Here is a 19,035-nt window from a genome sequence, read left to right as displayed (position 1 = left end):
CTCAGAGCCTCTTCTCGACCAGGACCTCGACGCGCCGGTTGAGCGCGCGGCCCTCGCGTGTCGAGTTGTCCGCCACCGGATCGGTTTCGGCGTGGCCCTCGGAAGAGATGCTCTCCGCCGACACACCGGCCTGCACCAGAAGCTTGGCTATGGTTTCGGCGCGCGCTTCCGACAGGCGCTGGTTGCTGGCAAACGGATTGGATTTTTGCAGCCGCACATTGTCGGTATGGCCGACGACGGTGATTTTCCCGATCAGCTCCTTGTTGTCCAGGATCACCTTGGCGATCGACGCGATCAGCGGCTCGTAGCCTTCCGTCAGCGTCGGCCGCGCGGACTGGAAGAGCTCGGGATTGGACGACTGGATGATCAGTTTGGCCAGCGAGACGCTCTCGGTGCCGCTGAGCGCCCCTTTGAGATCGTCCGGCGCTTCGGCCTTGAATTCCGGCAGCAGCGCGAAATCGACCGGCTGCGGCTCAGGCGCGGGCGCATCCTGCTTGGGCGCGGCGCGGGTGACGTCGCCGCGCGAAGCGGGCGGCAGCGTGCGCACCAGCGCCGAGAGCTCGACCGCCTGGCTGCTCAAGCCCATCGACAGGCCGATATAGGCGGCGGCGGCGACGACGACCGCGGCAAGCGCCATCACCCAGATCGGCACGATGAAGCGCTGCGGCTCGTCGGAGGCGATAACGCCTTTCCAGTTCGGCGACAGCGGCGCGTCCTCGGCATCTGCGTTGCGCAGGAAGCGCGCCGCCGCCACGCGCACCGCATTGAGCGAACGGTCGCCGGCCCGCCCGGGCACCCGGTACTTGCCGCGGAAGCCGAGCGCCAGGCAGTAATATTGCAGCTCCAGCATTTCGCGGTCGCGGTTGGGATGCCGCTCCAGCTCGTCGAGGCGGGTGAAGAACTGGGTGCCGGCATCGACGTCGCCGCGCAGCATGACCACCAGCGGCTGGCGCGGCCAGGCGCTGGCCCCGCCCCATGGCGTGTTGAGCGCGAGGTCGTCGAGCAGCGCCGCCACCGCCCATGCGGCCTGGTCGGCGCGCTCCAGCGACGAGCCCGCGGCAACAGCGGCGTCGCGCGCCCGCACCAGCTCGTCGAGCAGGCGCGTGCGCATCACTTCCGGGTTCTCCGGCGCCAGCGCGCTTTCGAGCTCCGGCGCGAATTCGAGCAGCGGCGCGAAGATGTTGATGAGCGTGTTTGGGTGCGCACGCGCGCGTTTGACTGGCGCGCCCGGCGCCAGCGGCGCCAGCGGCCGGGGCGCGGCACCCGTCAGCCGGATGCGGGTGCGCTCGCGATCCTCCGACAGTCCGAAAGGATCATCCCGGCTCATGGCCTCACCTGTTCACCGAATAGCAGTCGACCTGCGGCTCGCTGGGCAGCACGCCGGACACCCCGATGACGAAGCCCGGAGCGTCGAGCAGCGAGGCCCAGTGCTCGCTCTTCTGGTCGAGCTCCAGGCAGAGCCGATCGCCGTCATAGGGGATCTCGCGCGGCTGCGAATGCAGCGGCTTCAGCGGGATGCCCGGCAGGCGCGACTTCCACAGGCCCTCGAACTGGTCGGCCGAGCCGACCGTCGCCTGGTTGACGAAGATCTTGCGCAGCGCGTCTTCCGAAAGCTCGGAGCCGACGCGGATGACGATGCGGCTGGCGACGAGCAGCTTCGGGTTGTCGATGCGCACTTTCCAGACATTGGTGGCGTGCCGCATGACCGGCAGCGCGCGCGATTTCGGCTCGATGTAACGCAGGCTGAGGATGAGCGAACGCAAGGCGTCCGCCAGCGCCATATAGGCAGGGCCGGGCGCCATGTGGTCGTAGGCCGGCAATTCGCCGAGCCGCCGCGAGCTCGAGCCGTAGGTGGCCATCTCGCCGGCGAGGCCGGCAAGCTCGAGATAGAGCTCGGCCGGATGGAAGACATCCTGCGCCAGCATATGCGCAAGGCGCGGCCGCGCGGCGTTAGCGAGGTGCAGCATCAGCAAGTCTTCGACGCTGCGGCCTGCCCCGCCCATCACCATCTTGCCGTGCGCCTCGGCGATCTGGTCGAGGCCGGTGACGACCTCCTGCAGCAATTGCCGGTACCAGTGGACGGCGCCGGTGATCAGCGTCGGCGGCAGGAAGGCCGGGTCGAGCGAGACGCCGCCATCGGCGCGCACGCCCGTGATGTCGGCGACCGGCAGCGCGGTGTAGCCGCCAACCGACTTGCCGGGCGCCAGCAGCACCGCTTGCGGCCGGGCGACCTCGATCTCTTCCGGATCGGCGCCGCCCTGCACGGCATCGCGCACCGGGACGATCTTGCCGTGGTAGCGCGCCCCCGTCGATGCCGCATGCGCCGGATCGAAGCCGACGCCGCCGGGCGGCTCCAGCGGCAGCGCGATGAGCACCGGCCCGGCGCCGGTGTCGGCCGTGACCGGCAGCGGCTTGGGCGCATCCATCAGCTCCGGGATGGAGAAGGGCGTGCCGTCCGGGAAGATGCCCCGGGCGGATACGATCGACACCTGGCCGGCGTCGAGCAGCGACTGGTCGAGCGTCAGCTGCTGGAAGCCGAACGTATGGAGCTGGCCGGCCTGCAAGGCGCCGCGCACCATCCCTTCGAAGAACCGGTCCTGCTGCTGGAAATGCTGGGTCCTGAGAAACAGGCCCTCCGACCACAGCACCCTGTTTGCGTCGCTCATGCTGCCACTCTCTGCACTGCCGTGGTTGTCTCGCCGTCAGGCGGAAATGCCGCCCTTGCCGAGGCTGACATTGATGGTGAACTTCGATCCTGGCGAAACCGACTTGGTCGTGCGCCAGTTGCGTCCGCCCGGTTCGCGGATCAGCGCGACGAAGCCGAGCGCGGTCGCGTTCGGCTCGACCGTGATGGTCTTGGCCGCCGTTTTGCCCGGCGCGACCGAGATCGCGTCCGAGCCGATCAGGTCGGCGCCTAGCGCCGAGCCGGCATCGCCCTGCAGCGCGAAGTAATCGGCCGAATTGAACTTGCCGGTGCTGGCAAGCCGCATCACCAGAACCGTCACCGGCCGGTCGCCGCCGCCCGGTCCCGGATTCATGCCGGCGCCGCCGGTCACGTTGACCGAGATCACCGATGGTTTCGGCGGACCGCTCTGGCAAGCCGCAAGCAGCCCCGTGGCGCCGAGGGCAACGATGAATTCGCGTCTGTCGATCATGCTTCACTCCTCTTCGTAAGCATCCCTGAAGTCTGCGCCGATCTCGCCAAGGAAGCTCGATTCCGCGCTCTGGGCGATGTCGCGATGGCGTTTCTGGTAGAGCTCCCACAGCTTGGCGTTGCGCCCGCCGGCGAGCAGATTGCCGATCGCGGAATTGGACTTGAGCTCTTCCTCGATGGCGGCCGGATCGAAACGGTCGATCATGCGCCGAAGCGCTGCCTGCACACCGCGCCAGGCGCGCACGTGATGTTGCGCGAGATCCTTGACCGCATCGCTGATCGCGGCCTCGCCGGAGAGAAAGCCCGGGCTGCGTTCCGCGATGATGGTGACGATGACATCCTCGACCGTCGGCAGGAATTTGAGCGGGTTGACTTCCGAAGATCCGACGACCGTCTGTGCGACGCGCGCGCTGCCCTTCTCCTCGGCGCGCTTGCGCAGGAGCTGCATCAGGCCGTCGAGCATCAGCCGGTATTCCCGCCCGAACTTTTCCATCTCGGCGATCGGATCGCGCCCGGGAAAATCAGCCTCCTCCACCCCCATGCCGCGCAGGAAAGCGGCGCGCAGCGCCGCTTCGCTGGCCGCCGGCTGCGTCGGACGTGATGGCTTGGACACCGGTGCGGGGCGCTGCGGCGGAGCAGGGGGAGCGGCCAACTGCGCTGGGACCTCCCATGGGCGGGCAGCCTTCGGCTTCTCGGCGGGCCGCTCTTCGCGACCGGCCGCACCGGCGCTGGTGCTGGATGCAGGCGTCTCGGCCGGCCCGAAGCCGAAATCGTCGAAAGCGGACGGTCTCGACACGGGCTCGGGCGTGTCGTTGCGCGATGGCATGTCGCCGAAACCGAACGGGTCCGGCCCACCGGCGGCGGGCTCGCCGTTCGAGGCCGGCGTCGCCACCGGATCGAGGCTGAACGGGTCGTCGAAGGCGGGCGAGCTGCGTTGGCTCGAGGCGCGATCATAGGCTCCGGGCACAGGCTGCTCGAACGGATCGGGCAATCCTGCTGGGCGCGGCCGCTGCGGTTCCTCCTCGACCTTGGCCGAGAAGAAGTCGTCGCCTCCGATGCTGGGCGGCGTGCGCGATTGCGGCGGCGGCCACGCCGGCGTGGCGTTGGCGACCGGCGCCTGGCCGATCGAAGTGCGGCCGCCGCTGGGTTGCACCTCGACATGAAGCACATAGTCGCCCATGCGCAGCCGCATGCCGCTTTGCAGCCGCGTCGACCTGCCGGTGCCGAGCGGGCTGTCGGAATCGTCGATGAACAATCCGCTGCTCGACGTGTCGGTGACGTAATAGCCGTCGCGGCCGCCGCTGATCTTGCAGTGCGCCCGCGAGACGAACATGTCTGGATCGTCGATCTGCCAGCCGGCATCGGCGCTGCGGCCGATCACCAGCTCGCCCTCGTCCAGCCGGGTCTGCCTGACCGCCTGCGAGCGCGGGCCTTGTTCGAGCGTCAGCAGCAGGCTCATGCGGCCGCCTCCGCCATGTCCGGCCGCCAGCCGACGATGGTGCGCAGCCTGAGATCGTCGGCGTCCCCCTTTTCGGCGGGGCGTGAAAGCCAGGAGGTCCGGCCGAGCTGGATGGTTCCCATTTTCGGCGCAGGCACCGCGTCGCGCGCGAGCACGATCCTGAGATCGACGTCGAGCGCTTCGCCGATCATGTCGCGCACCGCCTTCTTGAACAGGGCAACGCGCCGTTCGCCGGGCAGGAACGACTTGAAGTCGTCGAGGCCGAGCGGGCCGACGCGCAGCTCGATCCGGCTTTGGCGGCTGAAGACGCGCGGGCCGATCGTTGCGCCGCCGCCGAGCGCCGCATAGGCCTTGCCGATGCGGCTCTGAAGCGCCTTCGGAACGGTGATCCAGGCGGCAACAAATTCCTTGATCTCAACCGGCACCTTAAAGGCGGTGGCGAGGAACAGCGTCAGCCGCTCGGCGCCGTCGACCTGGTTGGCCAGCGACCCGGCCTGGCGCAGCCGCACGGTGTCGAGCTCCGGATCCTGGGTGCCGGGAAGGCCGATGCCGGCCATGGCTTCCAGCATGGCGTGCACGCGCCCGCCCACCGAACGTTCAACCTGCACCGCCGGATGCGCGTCCGCCCATGCGCGATAATAGAGCGCGATCATGCGGTGCTGCAGGATGTTGACGAAGTCGACGAAGGTCGTGTCGCTGGTCTGCTCGGCGTCGGCGCCGGTGAACCAGCGCTGCGACAGCCGGTCGAGCACCCAGCGCGTCAGATGCAGCGGCATCGGCCCTTCCGGTCCGAGCAGGCCGAGATTGGCGACGGTCACCCGCGCCGGCGCCTTGTCGCCCGCGTCCTGGAATTTTACGACATCCCGGGCAGAGAAGCTCAGGCGCACATGCTGGCCGAGCCTTGCCGGCTCGCGCTCCGCCGTCCCGGAATGCCCGAACAGTCCGCGCCGCTGCTCCAGCCGGCGCAGCAGCTCGAAGAAGTCATACCCCTCCGACAGCGGGTCGGCCGCTGGCGTTGCGGGCGCCGCTAGATCAGGTAGCGATTGCCGGGCGTCATCGGCCATGGCACATCCTCCTGCTTCTGCAGCAGCCGCGTACGCGTCCGCACGAAACCATTTATCCCGGCATGGCGGGCAAAAAGCCGCGCCAGCAGGGCCGAAAGCAAAAGCGAGCTCTGGCCCGCCAGGACCGACTGGTCGACATGCAGCGTCACCTCGGTGCCCCGGCCGAAGCACATCGGCCCGTCGATCTTGAGCCGCTCGATCACCGGGCGCGAGTCGATGCGGGTGATCGAGTGCACATTGCGGGCAAGGCTCGGATCGCCGCGATCGGCGTAGAGGTCGAGCAAGGCATGAAGCGGATCGACGCCGCGGCCTTCCTTGGCAAGGCTGAGGAAATTGAGCGAGAGCTGCGCCACCAGCCGCCAGGCGAGATTATCGGCGCGGGATTCGCCTCCGGCGCCCGCCGGCAGCGCTGCCGGGATCGCCGGCTGCGGCGGCCGCAGCGCGCCGAGCAGCCGCACCGCTTCCACCGGATCGGCGGTCTCCAGCGTCAGCGTCGGCGTGTCGTCCAGGATCGGCAGGTCGCGGTTGGTGCAGAGCGCCATGACGTCGAGCCGCTTGAGCGGCCGGTTAGCCGGGCTTCCCGCGGGCCGCGAGATCGCGATAAAGACATCGTCGCCGGTATAGGAGGTGCGGGTCAGGCCGTCGCGCCGCTCGTCCTCCGTCGCCCGGCGCGGGCGCCGCTCCGTCGAGTAGACCCAGCCGCTGCCGCGGTTCTGCCCGAGGCTGAACAATTCGGGAATGACCGCTTCGCTGCCTTCGGCGTCGGCGTCCTCGACCCGGGTGACGCGGAAGATCTCGAAGTCGCGCGCCCGGGTGCGATCGGCATGCAGGACCTGCCGGGTCCGGCGCGGATCGATCTCGATGACGTTGCACTCGCGTTCGAACAGATTGATGATCGGCGTCGCGAACAGCTCGAAATCGGCCGCCGTCACATCGGCGAGCTCCGGAACCGGCCGCCGGAACAGAAAGATGATCTCCATTCCCGCATCGCACTTGCGCACCACCGGTTGCAGGCCGGCGACCCGCACATAGTGGAAGCGCTCCGGGATCATGAAATATTCGCGCAGCAGCCGGTATCCCTCGAAGGTCGGGCGGGTGCGCGGCATCAGCGCTTCGTCGTCGTGGATCCCGATCATTTCGGGCTCGGGCAGCGCCGTGAGCGGATTGGTCTTGCCTTCCGCACGCGCGCCGACGGCCGAGCAGGCGCCGAAGATCGCGTCGAAGAGGAGCGGCGCCTTGGCGCGCCCGGCGAAATAGAGGTCGAGACGGTCGAGCGACAATTCGCTGAGCTTGCCTTTTCCGGTTCGCGCGAACGCGATGCGGAACGCCGCTTCGCCGCGCACGCCGCCGACCGGCGCGATGCCGGCGGCGGCCAGCGCGCTGCGGTCCTGAAAATAGCTGACCGAAGTGATCGCGATCGGCCACAGCGTGACCTCTTGCGCGGTTGTGAAGGTCGAACGCGTCGACAACCCCGGATGCAGGCCGGAAACCAGCCGCGTGCCGCGCGCGACGGCGTGGCCGGCGATCATCGACTGCACCTGCTGTCCGGGTTTCAGCACGGCCATCGCCGTCGCCGGCGCCGGCGTCACCAGGTCCGGATAGAGCACGTCGAGCACGGCGCGCGAGAAGCGCGAGCGCTCCGCGTCGACCTTGAGCCGGGTGCGCGCGGCAAGAAAAGCCACGCCGTCGAGCAGCCGTTCGACGTAGGGGTCGGGGCAGGGGACGGTATCGAGGGAAAGGTTGCGCGCGACCGCCGGATGCATGTCGGCGAATTCCGCGGCCAGCGCCCGGATATGGGTCAGTTCCTCTTCGTAATACTCCACGAAGACCCGATCCATCTCAGGTCTCCCGGAATTCGGTTCGCGCCAGGCCGTTGTCGAGATTGATCGTGGTGCGCAGCCGCATGCGTTCCGGCGTCGGCGTCATGATCAGCACCGCGTCGATCTCGATCCTGAGGCCGACGCTCTTGTCGCCGAGCGTGACGTTGACGGTCGTCGCGCTTTCCTTGAGACGCGGCTCGAAGGTGGCGAGCACCGCGCGGATCTCGCGCGCCAGGGTATCGCGGTCGAAATCCCGCGACGAACGGCCCGAAAAGGACGGCACACCATAGTTGACGACGCTGCGGCGCACTTCCGGAAAATCGGCGAGCGGCGGCAATTCGTCCAGGGGCTGCTCATGTTCGGCATCGGAAAGCATCGGTACGGACTCGAAACGCTCGGTGTTGAAGAGGGCCTCGATGTCACGCCGGACCGCTTCCCTGAGCACCCGCGCCGACACCACCACGCCGCGGTTTTCGATTTCGGCGCGATGCTCGGTCTGGAAGACCAGCCGGTGCAGTCGCCGTTTCTGCTCGGGCGTCAATTCCGCATCGGCATCGATGACACGCGCGCTGCCGGCAAGAAGAGCCTCGACGCGCTCGGCGCCGAGTTCTTCGTCCAGCAGACGGCGCAGCCCGTCGATCTCCGACGTCAGCCCGGGCAGATCGTTGACGAGGCGATCCCAGAGGGAGGGCTGGACCGCCTCGCGTTTTGCCCGGGAGCTGCCGGCCAGCTGCGCTTTCGCGCCAGGCCGTTTGGCCTCACTTGCCGACATAGACGTCCATTTCGATCTCGTCGTCCTTGTCGTAGACGAACTTGATCTTCTTGTAGGCGAAGCTGACCTCTTCCTCGATCAGATCCGCCTCGTCACGGGCCTGCCGCATGTCGTATTCCATGATCGAGGCATCGGTGAGCGTGACGACCAGATAGTCGCTGGTCTCGCCGTCGATGGTGCGGCGTGCCGAAAACACCACCTCGTCCAGCGCCTTGTTCTCGAACAGGGCCTTCTTCAGGTAGGGCGACGACTTGTCGTAATGCTTGAAGAATTTGATCATTCCCATCGACACGCGGCCGCGCCGCGAGAGCGAATTCGGGTCGTAGGGCGCGATCATCTTGTAATCGACGCCATGGATCTCGATCTCGTCCTCATGGCCGTCGCGCTTGCTCGGGCCCTTGATGTCCGGGACTTTCAGGAAGCCGTCGATCTTCATCGAAGGCGCATCGGTTCTGTCTGGCATTGTCTTTCTCCACCGCTACGAAACAAGATGACTTTACGATTTCAGCCCTTCACCGACGGCAGTTCCGACACCAGCCGGAGCGAGGCGTTGATGCCTTCCAGCTGGTAGTGCGGACGCAGATAGAAACGGGCATTGTAGTAACCGGGCCGGCCTTCGACGCTGTCGACCTGGACCTCGGCGGCGGCAAGCGGACGCTTGGCGCGCGCCTTGTCGTCGGCAAAGGCTGGATTGGCCAGCACGTACCGGTTGATCCATTCGGTCAACCAGATCTCCATGTCGGTGCGTTCCTTGAACGAGCCGATCTTATCGCGCGCGATCGCCTTGAGGTAGTGCGCGAAGCGCGAGACCGGGAAGAGGTAGGGCAGGTTGGCGCTGAGCCGCTCGTTCGACTGCGCGTCCGGATCGACCAGGCGTCCGGCGCGCGTCTCGTCGTCCTGCAGCGAATGCGCGCCGATGAAGGCCGCAAGGTCGGTGTTCTTGCGGTGCAGGATAGGCATCAGGCCGAGCTTCGCCAGTTCCGCCTCGCGCCGGTCGTCGATGGCGACCTCGGTCGGGCATTTCATCGCGATCGACCCGTCGTCGGTCGGGAAGGCGTGCACCGGCAGGTTGAGCACCGTGCCGCCGTTCTCGACGCCGCGGATCTGCGTGCCCCAGCCATAGAGCTTGTGGCTGCGGTTGATGTTGACGCCCATCGGGAAGGCGGCGTTCATCCAGACATATTTGTTGTGGTCGCCGCCCACCTCTTCCTCGAAGGTGAAGCCCTTCACCGGAACGGTTTCCGAGCCGTAGGGCAGGCGCGCCAAGACGCGCGGCATGGTCAGCCCGATATAGCGGGCATCCTCGCTTTCGCGCAGCGACTGCCATGAGGCATAGGCCGGGTTGTTGACGATCATCTGCAGGTCCTGCGGGTTCGGCAGTTCCTGCCAGCTGTCCATGCGGAACAGCCGCGGCGAGGCGGCGGCGATGAACGGCGTGTGCGCCGAGGCGCACACGCCGGAGATGTTGCGCAGCAGGCCGACGTCGCGCGGATGGTTCGAGAACTCGTAGGCGCCGATGATGCAGCCGATCGGCTCGCCGCCCAGCATCGAATACTCGTCCGTGTAGACCTTCTTGAAGATCGGGCTCTGGTCCCACATCTGGCCTTCATAGTCTTCCAGCGTGTCGGCCAGCTGCTCCTTGGAGATGTTCATCACCCGGATCTTCAGCTTGCTATCCGTCTCGGTGTTGTTGATCAGGTACCAGAGGCCGCGCCAGGTGCCTTCCATCTCGCGCACTTCCGGCGCATGCAGGATCTCGTTGACCTGGTTCGTCAGCATCTTGTCGATGCCGGCGATCAGCGACTTGATCGACTTGATCGCGTTGGACGAGATGGTCGTCGTCTCGGAGCGGGACTGGGCCGCCAGTGCCAGGTTGCGCACCAGTTGCTGCAGCTTCTCGCTGTCGTCCTTCTTGACCTTGAAATCCTTTTCAAGGAGCCCGCTGAATTCGCCGAGATCGATGGCTTCCGCCTCGGCGGTGGCGGCTGCGGTCTTTTGCTGTTCGGCCATGACTTACTCCTCGCCCTTGCCGTCATCCATCGCCTGGCTGGCGATCTTGCTCAGCAGCGGCTCGTTGTTCAGAAGCTGCGCGATGCGCTTTTCGGCGTCGACGCGGCCGTCCATGAAGCCCAGCAGCTCCTCGAGCTGCCGGCGCATCTTCAGGATCTCGGCCAGTTGCGGGACCTGCTCGGCGATCTTGTCCGGCGCGAAATCGCCCATCTTGGAGAAGGTGAGGTCGATGGCGAGCTCTTCGTCCCGCTCCTGGCCCTCGGCCTGCGGCAGGGTGTTCTTTACTCTGGCCTTCACGCGCGGCCCCATCGCTTCCATGAATTTGGGGAAGCGGTTGGCGTCGGTTTCGACGAAGTTGCGGTCGAGGACCGACTTCGACGCTTCCTTGGTCTGCGACGCGCCGGCAAGGTCGGCCATCACGGCCATGACGAACGGCAGTTCGATCGTCGTCGGGCTGCCGTAAGTTTCGACGTCGTAGGCGATCTGCACGCGCGGCGCGCGGTTTCTTTCGATGACCTTCGCTTTGCTCTCTGCTGGCATGCTGGTTACCTTTCATCCTTCTGGGCCGGCTTCTTGGGATCGGCGACACCGGCAAGCAGCCGGAATTCCTTCAGCCCCGACGGGGCGAGATCTTCCATCAGTTCCACGAAATCCATGTGCACCATCCGGCGCACGCGCCGGGCGAGATGCGGGATGGGGCTGGACGGCTCGGTACGGTCATAGAAGGCGACGACCAGGTCGAGGCATTTGACGACTTCGTCGCGCGAGTTGATCCGGTCCGGTAGACCGGCGCTCGCTTCCACGGGGCTTGCCACACTTGCCATCGTCTCGGCTCCATGACCGTTGCGGGCGGGCGTTGCTGGCTCCGCTGCCGCCTGCGGCGCGGGCTTCACGGCGCCGTTGGCTGTCGCGCCGGCGCCGGAATTCCGCTCCAGGGTCGTCAGCAAACGCTGCAGGAACTTCTTCAATTCCGGGACGGTGGCGCCATGGCCTTCGATGCGTGCGTTGAGCGCGGCGTCCACGGCGTCGAGGGCGGCGATCGCGGCATGCGCGTCGGCCAGGAGCGACGTCATCGCCTCGCCGGCCTGATCGATTTGCGCCGCGCATCCGGCGCGCACCCGGTTCAGCAACTGGTTGTGCGCGCTTACCAATGCCGCCTTCTCGGCGGCGTTCAATCCCGAGGCCGCTTCCTGCAGCATGACGCGCTCGTCGAGCGCGCCCTGTTCCAGGTCGCGTCCGCTGATCGGCCCGACCTGGCGCGGCGAGAAGAAGACGGTTCCACGCAGGTTCGCCAGCAGGCCTTCCTGGGCATTCTGGAGATCGAGYAGCGCGTTGATGCGGCGCAAGGCGGCGTCGCGCGGCGGCGCGTTCGCCCGCAATGCCGGATGCATCGTGTCCCAATGCTGGTCGAAGGTCCTGGCGATGAGCGTCAGGCCCTGGGCGAGGCCGGCCAGCCCTTCTTCGTTGGCTAAGGCCCGTGCGACGATGACCAGCAGGCGTAGGTCCCGGCCGCGGGAGCGCAGCTCTTCGGCCCTTTCGAGCACCGCCGTCCAGTCGACCGGACTGGACTGCGATATGGGCTTGCCGTTGCCGTCATGGACAACTTTGAGCTGAGGTTCGGTCAGGCGCTCCAGCTCATGAAAGGCCGGGTCGTTGCGCAAGTCCTCTCCCGACGGATTCTCACCGTTCAGAGGATTCAGCCAGAGTGCGAGATCAATCACACTAACCCCCAGCCAGCGGCCCTGAGACCCCTATGTGACGTAACGTTATCACTGGCCTCATGCGACGACAATTGAGCATCTGCGCAAAAACTAACGGAAGCTAAACGCGACCGTTCTCTTCGGCGAAACCCATTGCGCGATTGCCGGGCCCGGTATGTGAAATGGCTCGCATAGCCTGGACAGCAATCGTGTTTGTTGGCCGCGAGTTTGCAAGGCTTGTGTAACCGGGCGGTGCCGCCCGGATAATTTCAAAAAGCCCTGTCCGTCACGCGGCTTTGTCAAGCAGCCGCTTATATGGCAGGGTACGGTCGGCAGGTTGCGGGAGCAGGTTCGATGGAACAGCGCCGGTCATCGCAGAGCTTCAAGCGTAAGGAACTGGTCGCCAAGCTCAACGCCACGGGGGTGCGCGCCTTCAAGGCCGCGGCCGACACGGCCAAGCTGCGCGGCAACCCCTATGTCGAGCTCGCCCATTTCATCCAGCAGCTGGTGCTGTCCGAGCGCTCGGATGTGCAGATGATCGTCGCTGACGCCGGGCTGGATGTCAGCCGGCTGACGGCCGACATGACGCGCGCCATCGACAAGCTGCCCTATGGCGCCACCTCGGTGGAGGAATTCTCCGACCATATTTTTCACGCCATCCAGGAGGGTTGGAATCTGGCGACGCTGGAATTCGGCGTCGAAGAGGTGCGCAGCGCTCATATCCTGCTTGCCTGCCTGAAGACGCCGGCGCTGGAAGGCCTTGTGTCCAAGATCAGCGCGGAGTTCGACAAGATCGACGCCGACGGTGTCATTTCCCGCTTCGCCGATGTCACCGAAGGCTCGCTCGAAGCCGGCTCACCTCCTGCTGCCGCTGCTGCCGAGACGCCGATGAAGCGCGGTCCGGGCGGGGATTCGGCGTTAGCCAAGTACGCCACAGATCTCACCCAGCGCGCCCGCGACGGCAAGATCGATCCGGTCGTCGGCCGCGATCCGGAGATCAGGCAGATCGTCGACATCCTGATGCGACGCCGGCAAAACAACCCGATCCTCACCGGCGAGGCCGGCGTCGGCAAGACGGCGGCGGTCGAGGGCTTTGCGCTGCGCATCGCCCAGGGCGACGTGCCGCCGACATTGCAGAATGTCAGCGTGCGCATGCTCGATGTCGGGCTGATGCAGGCGGGCGCCAGCGTCAAGGGCGAGTTCGAGAAGCGCTTGAAGGCCGTCATCGACGAGGTCCAGGCCTCGGAGGTGCCGATCATCCTCTTCATCGACGAGGCGCACACGCTGATCGGCGCCGGCGGCGCGGCCGGCACCGGCGATGCCGCCAATCTCTTGAAGCCGGCGTTGGCGCGCGGCGAGCTTCGCACCATCGCCGCTACGACCTGGGCCGAGTACAAGCAGCACATCGAGAAGGACCCGGCGCTCACCCGTCGCTTTCAGGTGGTCAAGATCGATGAGCCCTCGGAAGCGGTGGCCGTGCTGATGCTGCGCGGCGTCGCGGGCGTCCTGGAGCAGCACCACAAGGTGCAGATCCTGGACGAAGCGATCGAGGCGGCCGTCTCGCTGTCGCATCGCTATATCCCGGCCAGGCAATTGCCGGACAAGGCGGTCAGCCTGCTCGACACGGCCTGCGCCCGCGTCGCCGTCTCGCAGCATGCGACGCCGGCCGAGGTCGAGGATATCCTGCGCCGCCGCCAGGCGCTCGAAGTGGAGGGCGGCATCATCGCCCGCGAGGCGGCGATCGGCATCGACGTCGCCGACCGCCGGGCCCGTGTCGATGCCGGGCTGGCGGAAACCGAGACAAGTCTGGCCGCAGCCCAGGGGCGCTGGGACCGGGAAAAAGCGCTGGTGAGCGAGATACTCGACCTGCGCGCCAAACTACGCGGCGAAGGCGTGCCGCTCGACGAGGCAGCGGGCGAAGAGGCCGCTGCGGAGACGGCGAGTGCGGAGGGCGCGGCAAAGGCGCCCGAGCAAAAGCTCCCCGAAAGCAAGATCAGCGAGAGCAAGGCTGACGAGACCAAGAGGACCAAAGCCTCCAAAGCCAAGCCGGCCAAGACTGCGAAGGCCGAAACGGCTTCCGCCGAGCCGGCCGGTGACCTCGCGCGGCTGCGCGAGCTGATGGCCGAACTTGCCGCGGCGCAAGGCGAGACACCGCTCATCCTGCCGTCGGTCGATCGCAATGCGGTCGCCGCCGTGGTGCAGGATTGGACCGGCATCCCGACCGGACGCATGCTCTCCAGCCAGACCGAAAAGGCGCTCAAGCTCGCCGCCACCTTGTCAGAGCGCGTGGTCGGCCAGGACCACGCGATGGAGATGATCGCCCGGCGCGTGCAGACCAGCCGCGCCGGTCTCGGCGCGCCGGAAAAGCCGGTCGGCGTCTTCCTGCTTTGCGGTCCCTCCGGCGTCGGCAAGACCGAGACCGCGCTGGCGCTGGCCGAGACGCTTTATGGCGGCGAGCAGAACCTGATCTCGATCAACATGTCGGAGTTCCAGGAAGCGCACACCGTCTCGACGCTGAAGGGCGCGCCGCCCGGTTATGTCGGCTACGGCAAGGGCGGCATCCTGACCGAGGCGGTGCGCAGGAAACCCTATTCGGTGATCCTGCTCGACGAGGTCGAGAAGGCGCACCCCGACGTGCACGAGATCTTCTTCCAGGTCTTCGACAAGGGCATGATGGACGACAGCGAAGGCCGCCGGATCGACTTCAAGAACACGCTGATCCTGCTCACCTCGAATGTCGGCTCCGACGTCATCATGGATCGCACGAAGAACGGCACGGTGCGAACCGGCATCGACGATCTGGACACCGCGCTGCGCGCCCCGCTGCTGAAGGTCTTCCCGGCCGCCTTCCTCGGTCGCGTGGTGACCATTCCCTACTATCCGCTGTCGGACGCGATGATCGAGGCGATCGCCCGGCATCAGTTCGGCAAGATCGCCAAGCGCCTCAAGGCCACGAACGACGCCGAACTGGTGATCGGGGACGGCGTGATGGATCTGGTCAAGGCGCGCTGCACCGAAATCGAATCCGGCGGCCGCATGATCGACGCCATCCTCACCAACACGCTGCTGCCGGAACTCAGCCGCGGYGTGCTCAACCGCTCGCTCGAGGGCAAGAAGATGGCGAAAGTCACCGTGGGTGCGTCGCCGGAAGGATTTACCTATTCGTTCGAATAGACCTCGACCGTGAGGGAACGACGCCCTCAGATCGACCACAGCGCGCCGCCGTCGCAGGCGACGGCCTGGCCGGTGATGTAGGAGGCGCGGTCGGAGGCGAGGAAGGCTGCCAGCGCCGCGAACTCCTCGGGACGGCCGATGCGCCTGGCGGGTATCGCCTGGCTCACCTTTTCCAGGTCGAGCTTCGCATCCGCCAGCCTCTCGGTCAGCGTATAGCCCGGCATCAGCGCGTTGAAGGTGATGCCGTTGGCTCCTTCTTCCTTGCTCAGCGTGTTGATCAGTCCGTGGATGCCGGCGCGCAGCGAGTTGGAGAGCGCGAAGCGGTTGATCGGCTCCTTCGCGGCGATGGAGGTCACGAACAGCACGCGGCCCCATTTCTTCTCGCGCATCGAAGGCAGCACCGCCCGCACGATCTCCACCGCGCTCATGAACAGATTGTCGAAGGCGGCGCGCCATTGCTCGATGGTGATCTCGTCGAAGGGCGCGGTGGGCGGGCCGCCGGTGTTGACCACCACGATGTCCGGCGCGCCGAGCGTCGCCTTGGCCCGCTCGACCAGCTCCGTCGCAGCGCCCGGCTTCGCGAGGTCGCAGACGAGCGCCGTCGCGCCGATCTCGCGGGCGGTCTGCTCCAGCGCGGCGGCGGTGCGGGCGCAGATCGCCACGCGCGCGCCCTCGTCCAGCAACTCCTTGGCCACGGCGCGGCCTAATCCTTTGGAAGCGCCCAGCACGAGCGCGTTCCTGCCCTTCAATCCAAGATCCATCCGTTCTCTCCGATGATGCGGCGGCTCAGGCGCCGCTGACCTCGACGCTGCCAAGACCCGCAATGTCGAACCGATAGGAAAAAGCCTTGTCGGGGAAGCGCGTGCGCACGATGCTGCCCGTCATGACGATGTCGCCCGCCTTCATGCCCCTGCCGGAAGCGCCGAGATGGTCGGCCAGCCAGGCCAGCGGCTCATAGGGGTGACCGAGCGCATCGGCGCCCACCCCTCTGCCGATCTCGACACCGTCCTGGTAGACGACCGCTTCGACTTTCTCCAGCGCTGCCGGCGGGGCGACGAAATCGCCCAGCACCACGCCGGCATTCCACGAATTATCGGCCACCAGCGAGCGGACATCCAATACCGAATAATCGGCATGGCGATCATCCACCACCTCGACCGCCGCGCAGACGCCGTCGACCGCGGCGGCGACCTCGTCGCGGGTATAGGGTGCGGCGCGCGGCGCAAGATCTCGGCCGAGCCGGGCGCAGATCTCGAATTCCACGCCGAGATGGCCGTAGCCTGTCAGCGAGAGCTTTGCTCCGCTGTGCATGACCCGCCGCCCGAAGATTGCGCCGGCGACGGGATGGTCGATCCCGCACATGCTCTGCATGCTGCGCGAGGTCAGGCCGATCTTGTAACCGGCTATGCGATCGTCGCCGATGATCGTGCCGACATAGGCATCCTGGACCTTGTAGGCGGAGGCAAGGTCCGACAATCCCTCGATCGTCACGAACTGCGTGTTGTCGCGATGGCCGCGCACCAGCGCTTGCGCCGCCCCAACGATATCGAATGCCATGTCAGATACCTCCATTCCCGTTCGACAATTCGCTCAACGATTGCCGGACCAAAGCGTGACAGGCCATCGACCTGAGGGGCGATATCGCTTGCACCAAGATTTCTCAGACCTAGAGATTGGTCTCATCGGGGTTGAGCACCACCATCGTTGATGTCTCGGCCACCGATGGGATCGATTGCAGCACGTTGCTGATGAATTCGCGGAGCGCCGCGATGTCCTTTACCCACACCCGCAGCAGGTAGTCGATATTTCCCGTCACGAGCAGGCATTCGGTAATCTCGGGGTGTTTCGCCACTTCGTCCAGGAACAGGCCGGCCCCTTCGGGGCCTTGCTGCCCTAGCCGCACGGAAACCATCACGCAGACGCCGAGGCCCAGCGCCGCCGGATCGATACGGGCCGCATAGCCCTGGACCACGCCGGTTTCCTCGAGCCGCTTCAGCCGGCGCGCGCAGGGCGTGGGCGAAAGGCCGACGCGCTCGGCCAGATCCACCGTCGAGACACGGCCGTCCTGCCGCAGCTCGCGCAGGATGCGATGGTCGATGGCGTCCAGTGGGACCATGGCGCTTTCAGCTACAATTTCTCGATACCTTGGTGATTATGCGCGAAAGGCTGGCGATAACAACCGAAATTTATCGTGAATGCGCTTCGACAAAGCTATAAGCTCGATCGAAAATCAAGGAGGAGGCCATGGCCGCTTATATGATCTGCACGATGCGGGTCCACGATCCCGAGACATACAAGAAGTACACCGCGCTCACCCCTGCCACGTTGAAGAAATATGGCGGGAAGTTCCTGACGCGGGGCGATCCGGTGACCACTTGCGAGGGTGAGACCTTCACCGACCGCATGGTCATCCTCGAATTTCCGGATGAGGCCACGGCCCAGGCCTGGTACAACGATACCGATTATCAGGCGGCGTCGAAGTACCGCCGCGCCTCCTCCGACCGCGGACGGATGATCCTGCAGCAGGGTCGCGGCGAAAGCGCGGCTCCCGACCCGCTCGTCTGAGCGGCCAGGCTGTTGAGCCGGCAAAGTGCGTCCTTCATGCTTGTCGCCCAGAAGTGCGCAGCGGTTCTGGGACAACGACATGCAGAAGAGCAAAAATGCATGTCGCCCAGAAGTGTGCAGCGGTTCTGGGACAACCACATGCATGAAAACAAAAACTTGGAGCACGATCCGGGGAACGCATCTTGCGGTCCCCGGAAAAGTTCATGCTACAAACGCGAGCGGGGCAGTGCGAGTTTTCCTTGAAACGCCGACCCGCTTCAGGTCGAATTTGCGAAGCGAAGTTTGGCTCCTTGGAGGCCGGTCATGAGGACCGAGAATGTGCAGGTCGGGCGGGAAGCGTATGAGAATTATGCGGAGTTCTACCGCAGGTCTTCCTATTCCGCCTTTCCCCAGCAGCATCGCACCATCGAGGGCACCGGGCGCTACAGCATGATACTGGTCGAGCAGGGGCGGCACGAGCTTGCCGACCCGGCCGTCGAGGAAGTCGTCATATCCACGCCGCTGTCGGCGCCAGCCTGTTCCTACGACTGGAACATGGGGGCCGGGTGGGCAGGGGGAAAATCCCGCACCGGCGATCTCATCGTGGTGCCGCCCAATGTCGAGAGCCGCTGGCGCGTCGGCGGTCCCCGCAAGCTGGTCATCCTGGCGGTGCCGGTCGACCATGTCAGAAGGCTGCTCGGCCCGGAATGTCCCGACGACCTGTCATCGGCGCTCGAGCCGCTGTCCGGCTCCACGGCGCCCAACACCGTGGTGAGCACGCTTCTCCAGCAGCTTTGGACGCTTGGCGATCCAGAAGGTCCGATGGGCCGCATGCTGGTGGACAGCATGGTGCTTGCGCTGATCTGCCAGGTTCTCATCCTTGCGAAAGCCGGGACCCCGCATCCGGCGACCGGCGCCTTCTCCTCGCGTGATTGGCGGCGTGTCTGCGATTACATCGACGCCCATCTGCAGGAAGAAATCGCGCTCGCCGATCTCGCCCGTTTGGCCGGATGGAGCGTGCGGCATTTCACGCGCATGTTCCGCCAGTCCACAGGCCAGACGCCCCACAATTTCATCGTGCACAGGCGCGTCGACCGCGCCAAGGACTTGCTGAGGAAGCAGAAGCTGCAACTGGCCGACGTCGCGCTCACCTGCGGGTTCGCCGATCAGAGCCATTTTACCACCTGTTTCCGCAAGGCTACCGGCCTGACGCCGATGCGCTGGCGGCGTGAGCTCGTCTGAACGGATGGGCTGGCCCGCACGGGCGCCGGCTATGGCCGATCTGCGAAAGATCGATGCATGTCTCCCGAAAGTGGAACCGGTCTCGGGACAAAGACA

Annotated in this window: 17 protein-coding genes; 3 read left to right on the top strand and 14 right to left on the bottom strand. The window is 66.1% G+C overall.

All coding sequences use genetic code 11. The features are described from left to right. Position 1 precedes the first annotated feature (1 nt). From tssL to tssA, 11 genes are all read right to left on the bottom strand, one after another. The gene (gene tssL / locus LCM4577_RS29875; protein WP_071074496.1) at positions 2–1,327 is read right to left on the bottom strand and encodes a type VI secretion system protein TssL, long form; all 1,326 of its coding nucleotides are present in this window, start codon (positions 1,325–1,327) and stop codon (positions 2–4) included. A gap of 4 nt (positions 1,328–1,331) precedes the next feature. After that, entirely contained in the window at positions 1,332–2,666 is a 1,335-nt protein-coding gene (gene tssK / locus LCM4577_RS29870; RefSeq protein ID WP_041001906.1) for a type VI secretion system baseplate subunit TssK, read from the bottom strand. Positions 2,667–2,702: 36 nt separating this feature from the next. Continuing rightward, positions 2,703–3,155 carry a type VI secretion system lipoprotein TssJ gene (gene tssJ, locus LCM4577_RS29865; protein WP_040985738.1) on the bottom strand — a complete coding sequence of 151 codons (453 nt, stop codon included), beginning with the start codon at positions 3,153–3,155 and terminating at the stop codon, positions 2,703–2,705. A gap of 3 nt (positions 3,156–3,158) precedes the next feature. Next, positions 3,159–4,613, bottom strand: coding sequence for a type VI secretion system-associated FHA domain protein TagH (tagH, locus tag LCM4577_RS29860; RefSeq protein WP_071074495.1), 1,455 nt, complete (start codon positions 4,611–4,613; stop codon positions 3,159–3,161). Then, a complete protein-coding gene (tssG, locus tag LCM4577_RS29855) occupies positions 4,610–5,677 on the bottom strand; it encodes a type VI secretion system baseplate subunit TssG (protein ID WP_071074494.1) in 1,068 nt (355 codons plus the stop codon). The genes tagH and tssG overlap by 4 nt, the downstream gene beginning before the upstream one ends. Continuing rightward, positions 5,641–7,515 carry a type VI secretion system baseplate subunit TssF gene (tssF, locus tag LCM4577_RS29850; protein ID WP_071074493.1) on the bottom strand — a complete coding sequence of 625 codons (1,875 nt, stop codon included), beginning with the start codon at positions 7,513–7,515 and terminating at the stop codon, positions 5,641–5,643. Before tssF ends, tssG begins: the two co-directional genes overlap by 37 nt. Position 7,516: 1 nt before the next feature. Beyond that, positions 7,517–8,269, bottom strand: coding sequence for a type VI secretion system baseplate subunit TssE (gene tssE, locus LCM4577_RS29845; protein ID WP_071074492.1), 753 nt, complete (start codon positions 8,267–8,269; stop codon positions 7,517–7,519). Beyond that, positions 8,256–8,705, bottom strand: a complete 450-nt coding sequence (locus LCM4577_RS29840; protein WP_164772067.1) for an Hcp family type VI secretion system effector — start codon at positions 8,703–8,705, stop codon at positions 8,256–8,258. Before LCM4577_RS29840 ends, tssE begins: the two co-directional genes overlap by 14 nt. 68 nt (positions 8,706–8,773) lie before the next feature. Further along, positions 8,774–10,279 carry a type VI secretion system contractile sheath large subunit gene (gene tssC, locus LCM4577_RS29835; RefSeq protein WP_071074491.1) on the bottom strand — a complete coding sequence of 502 codons (1,506 nt, stop codon included), beginning with the start codon at positions 10,277–10,279 and terminating at the stop codon, positions 8,774–8,776. 3 nt (positions 10,280–10,282) lie between these two features. Then, on the bottom strand, positions 10,283–10,819 hold the full coding sequence (gene tssB / locus LCM4577_RS29830; protein ID WP_040985731.1) for a type VI secretion system contractile sheath small subunit: 537 nt from the start codon (positions 10,817–10,819) through the stop codon (positions 10,283–10,285). A gap of 5 nt (positions 10,820–10,824) precedes the next feature. Continuing rightward, positions 10,825–12,000, bottom strand: coding sequence for a type VI secretion system protein TssA (gene tssA, locus LCM4577_RS29825; RefSeq protein ID WP_071074490.1), 1,176 nt, complete (start codon positions 11,998–12,000; stop codon positions 10,825–10,827). A gap of 333 nt (positions 12,001–12,333) precedes the next feature. Between tssA and tssH the strand changes: the two genes are divergently transcribed. After that, positions 12,334–15,153: a type VI secretion system ATPase TssH gene (tssH, locus tag LCM4577_RS29820; RefSeq protein WP_071074489.1), complete on the top strand. Its 2,820-nt coding sequence runs from the start codon at positions 12,334–12,336 to the stop codon at positions 15,151–15,153. Positions 15,154–15,179: 26 nt separating this feature from the next. Here tssH and LCM4577_RS29815 read toward each other — a convergent pair whose 3' ends face one another. The 3 genes from LCM4577_RS29815 to LCM4577_RS29805 form a co-directional block, all read right to left on the bottom strand. Continuing rightward, positions 15,180–15,914, bottom strand: coding sequence for an SDR family oxidoreductase (locus tag LCM4577_RS29815; protein ID WP_041001918.1), 735 nt, complete (start codon positions 15,912–15,914; stop codon positions 15,180–15,182). Positions 15,915–15,939: 25 nt separating this feature from the next. Further along, positions 15,940–16,710, bottom strand: a complete 771-nt coding sequence (locus tag LCM4577_RS29810; protein WP_041006639.1) for a 2-keto-4-pentenoate hydratase — start codon at positions 16,708–16,710, stop codon at positions 15,940–15,942. Between the two features lie 109 nt (positions 16,711–16,819). Next, positions 16,820–17,269, bottom strand: coding sequence for an Lrp/AsnC family transcriptional regulator (locus tag LCM4577_RS29805; protein ID WP_071074488.1), 450 nt, complete (start codon positions 17,267–17,269; stop codon positions 16,820–16,822). A 128-nt stretch (positions 17,270–17,397) separates the two neighbouring features. On the opposite strand from LCM4577_RS29805, the gene LCM4577_RS29800 reads away from it, so the two are divergent. Together LCM4577_RS29800 and LCM4577_RS29795 are read left to right on the top strand one after the other, a co-directional pair. Further along, on the top strand, positions 17,398–17,718 hold the full coding sequence (locus LCM4577_RS29800) for a DUF1330 domain-containing protein (RefSeq protein WP_052467793.1): 321 nt from the start codon (positions 17,398–17,400) through the stop codon (positions 17,716–17,718). 303 nt (positions 17,719–18,021) lie between these two features. Next, positions 18,022–18,939 carry a helix-turn-helix domain-containing protein gene (locus tag LCM4577_RS29795; RefSeq protein ID WP_071074487.1) on the top strand — a complete coding sequence of 306 codons (918 nt, stop codon included), beginning with the start codon at positions 18,022–18,024 and terminating at the stop codon, positions 18,937–18,939. Positions 18,940–19,035: the final 96 nt, after the last annotated feature.

The organism is Mesorhizobium sp. LCM 4577 (assembly GCF_001854795.2).
Lineage (GTDB): Bacteria > Pseudomonadota > Alphaproteobacteria > Rhizobiales > Rhizobiaceae > Mesorhizobium > Mesorhizobium plurifarium.
The sequence above is the reverse complement of the archived record's forward strand: the minus strand, read 5'-3'. Positions and strand labels throughout refer to the sequence as shown.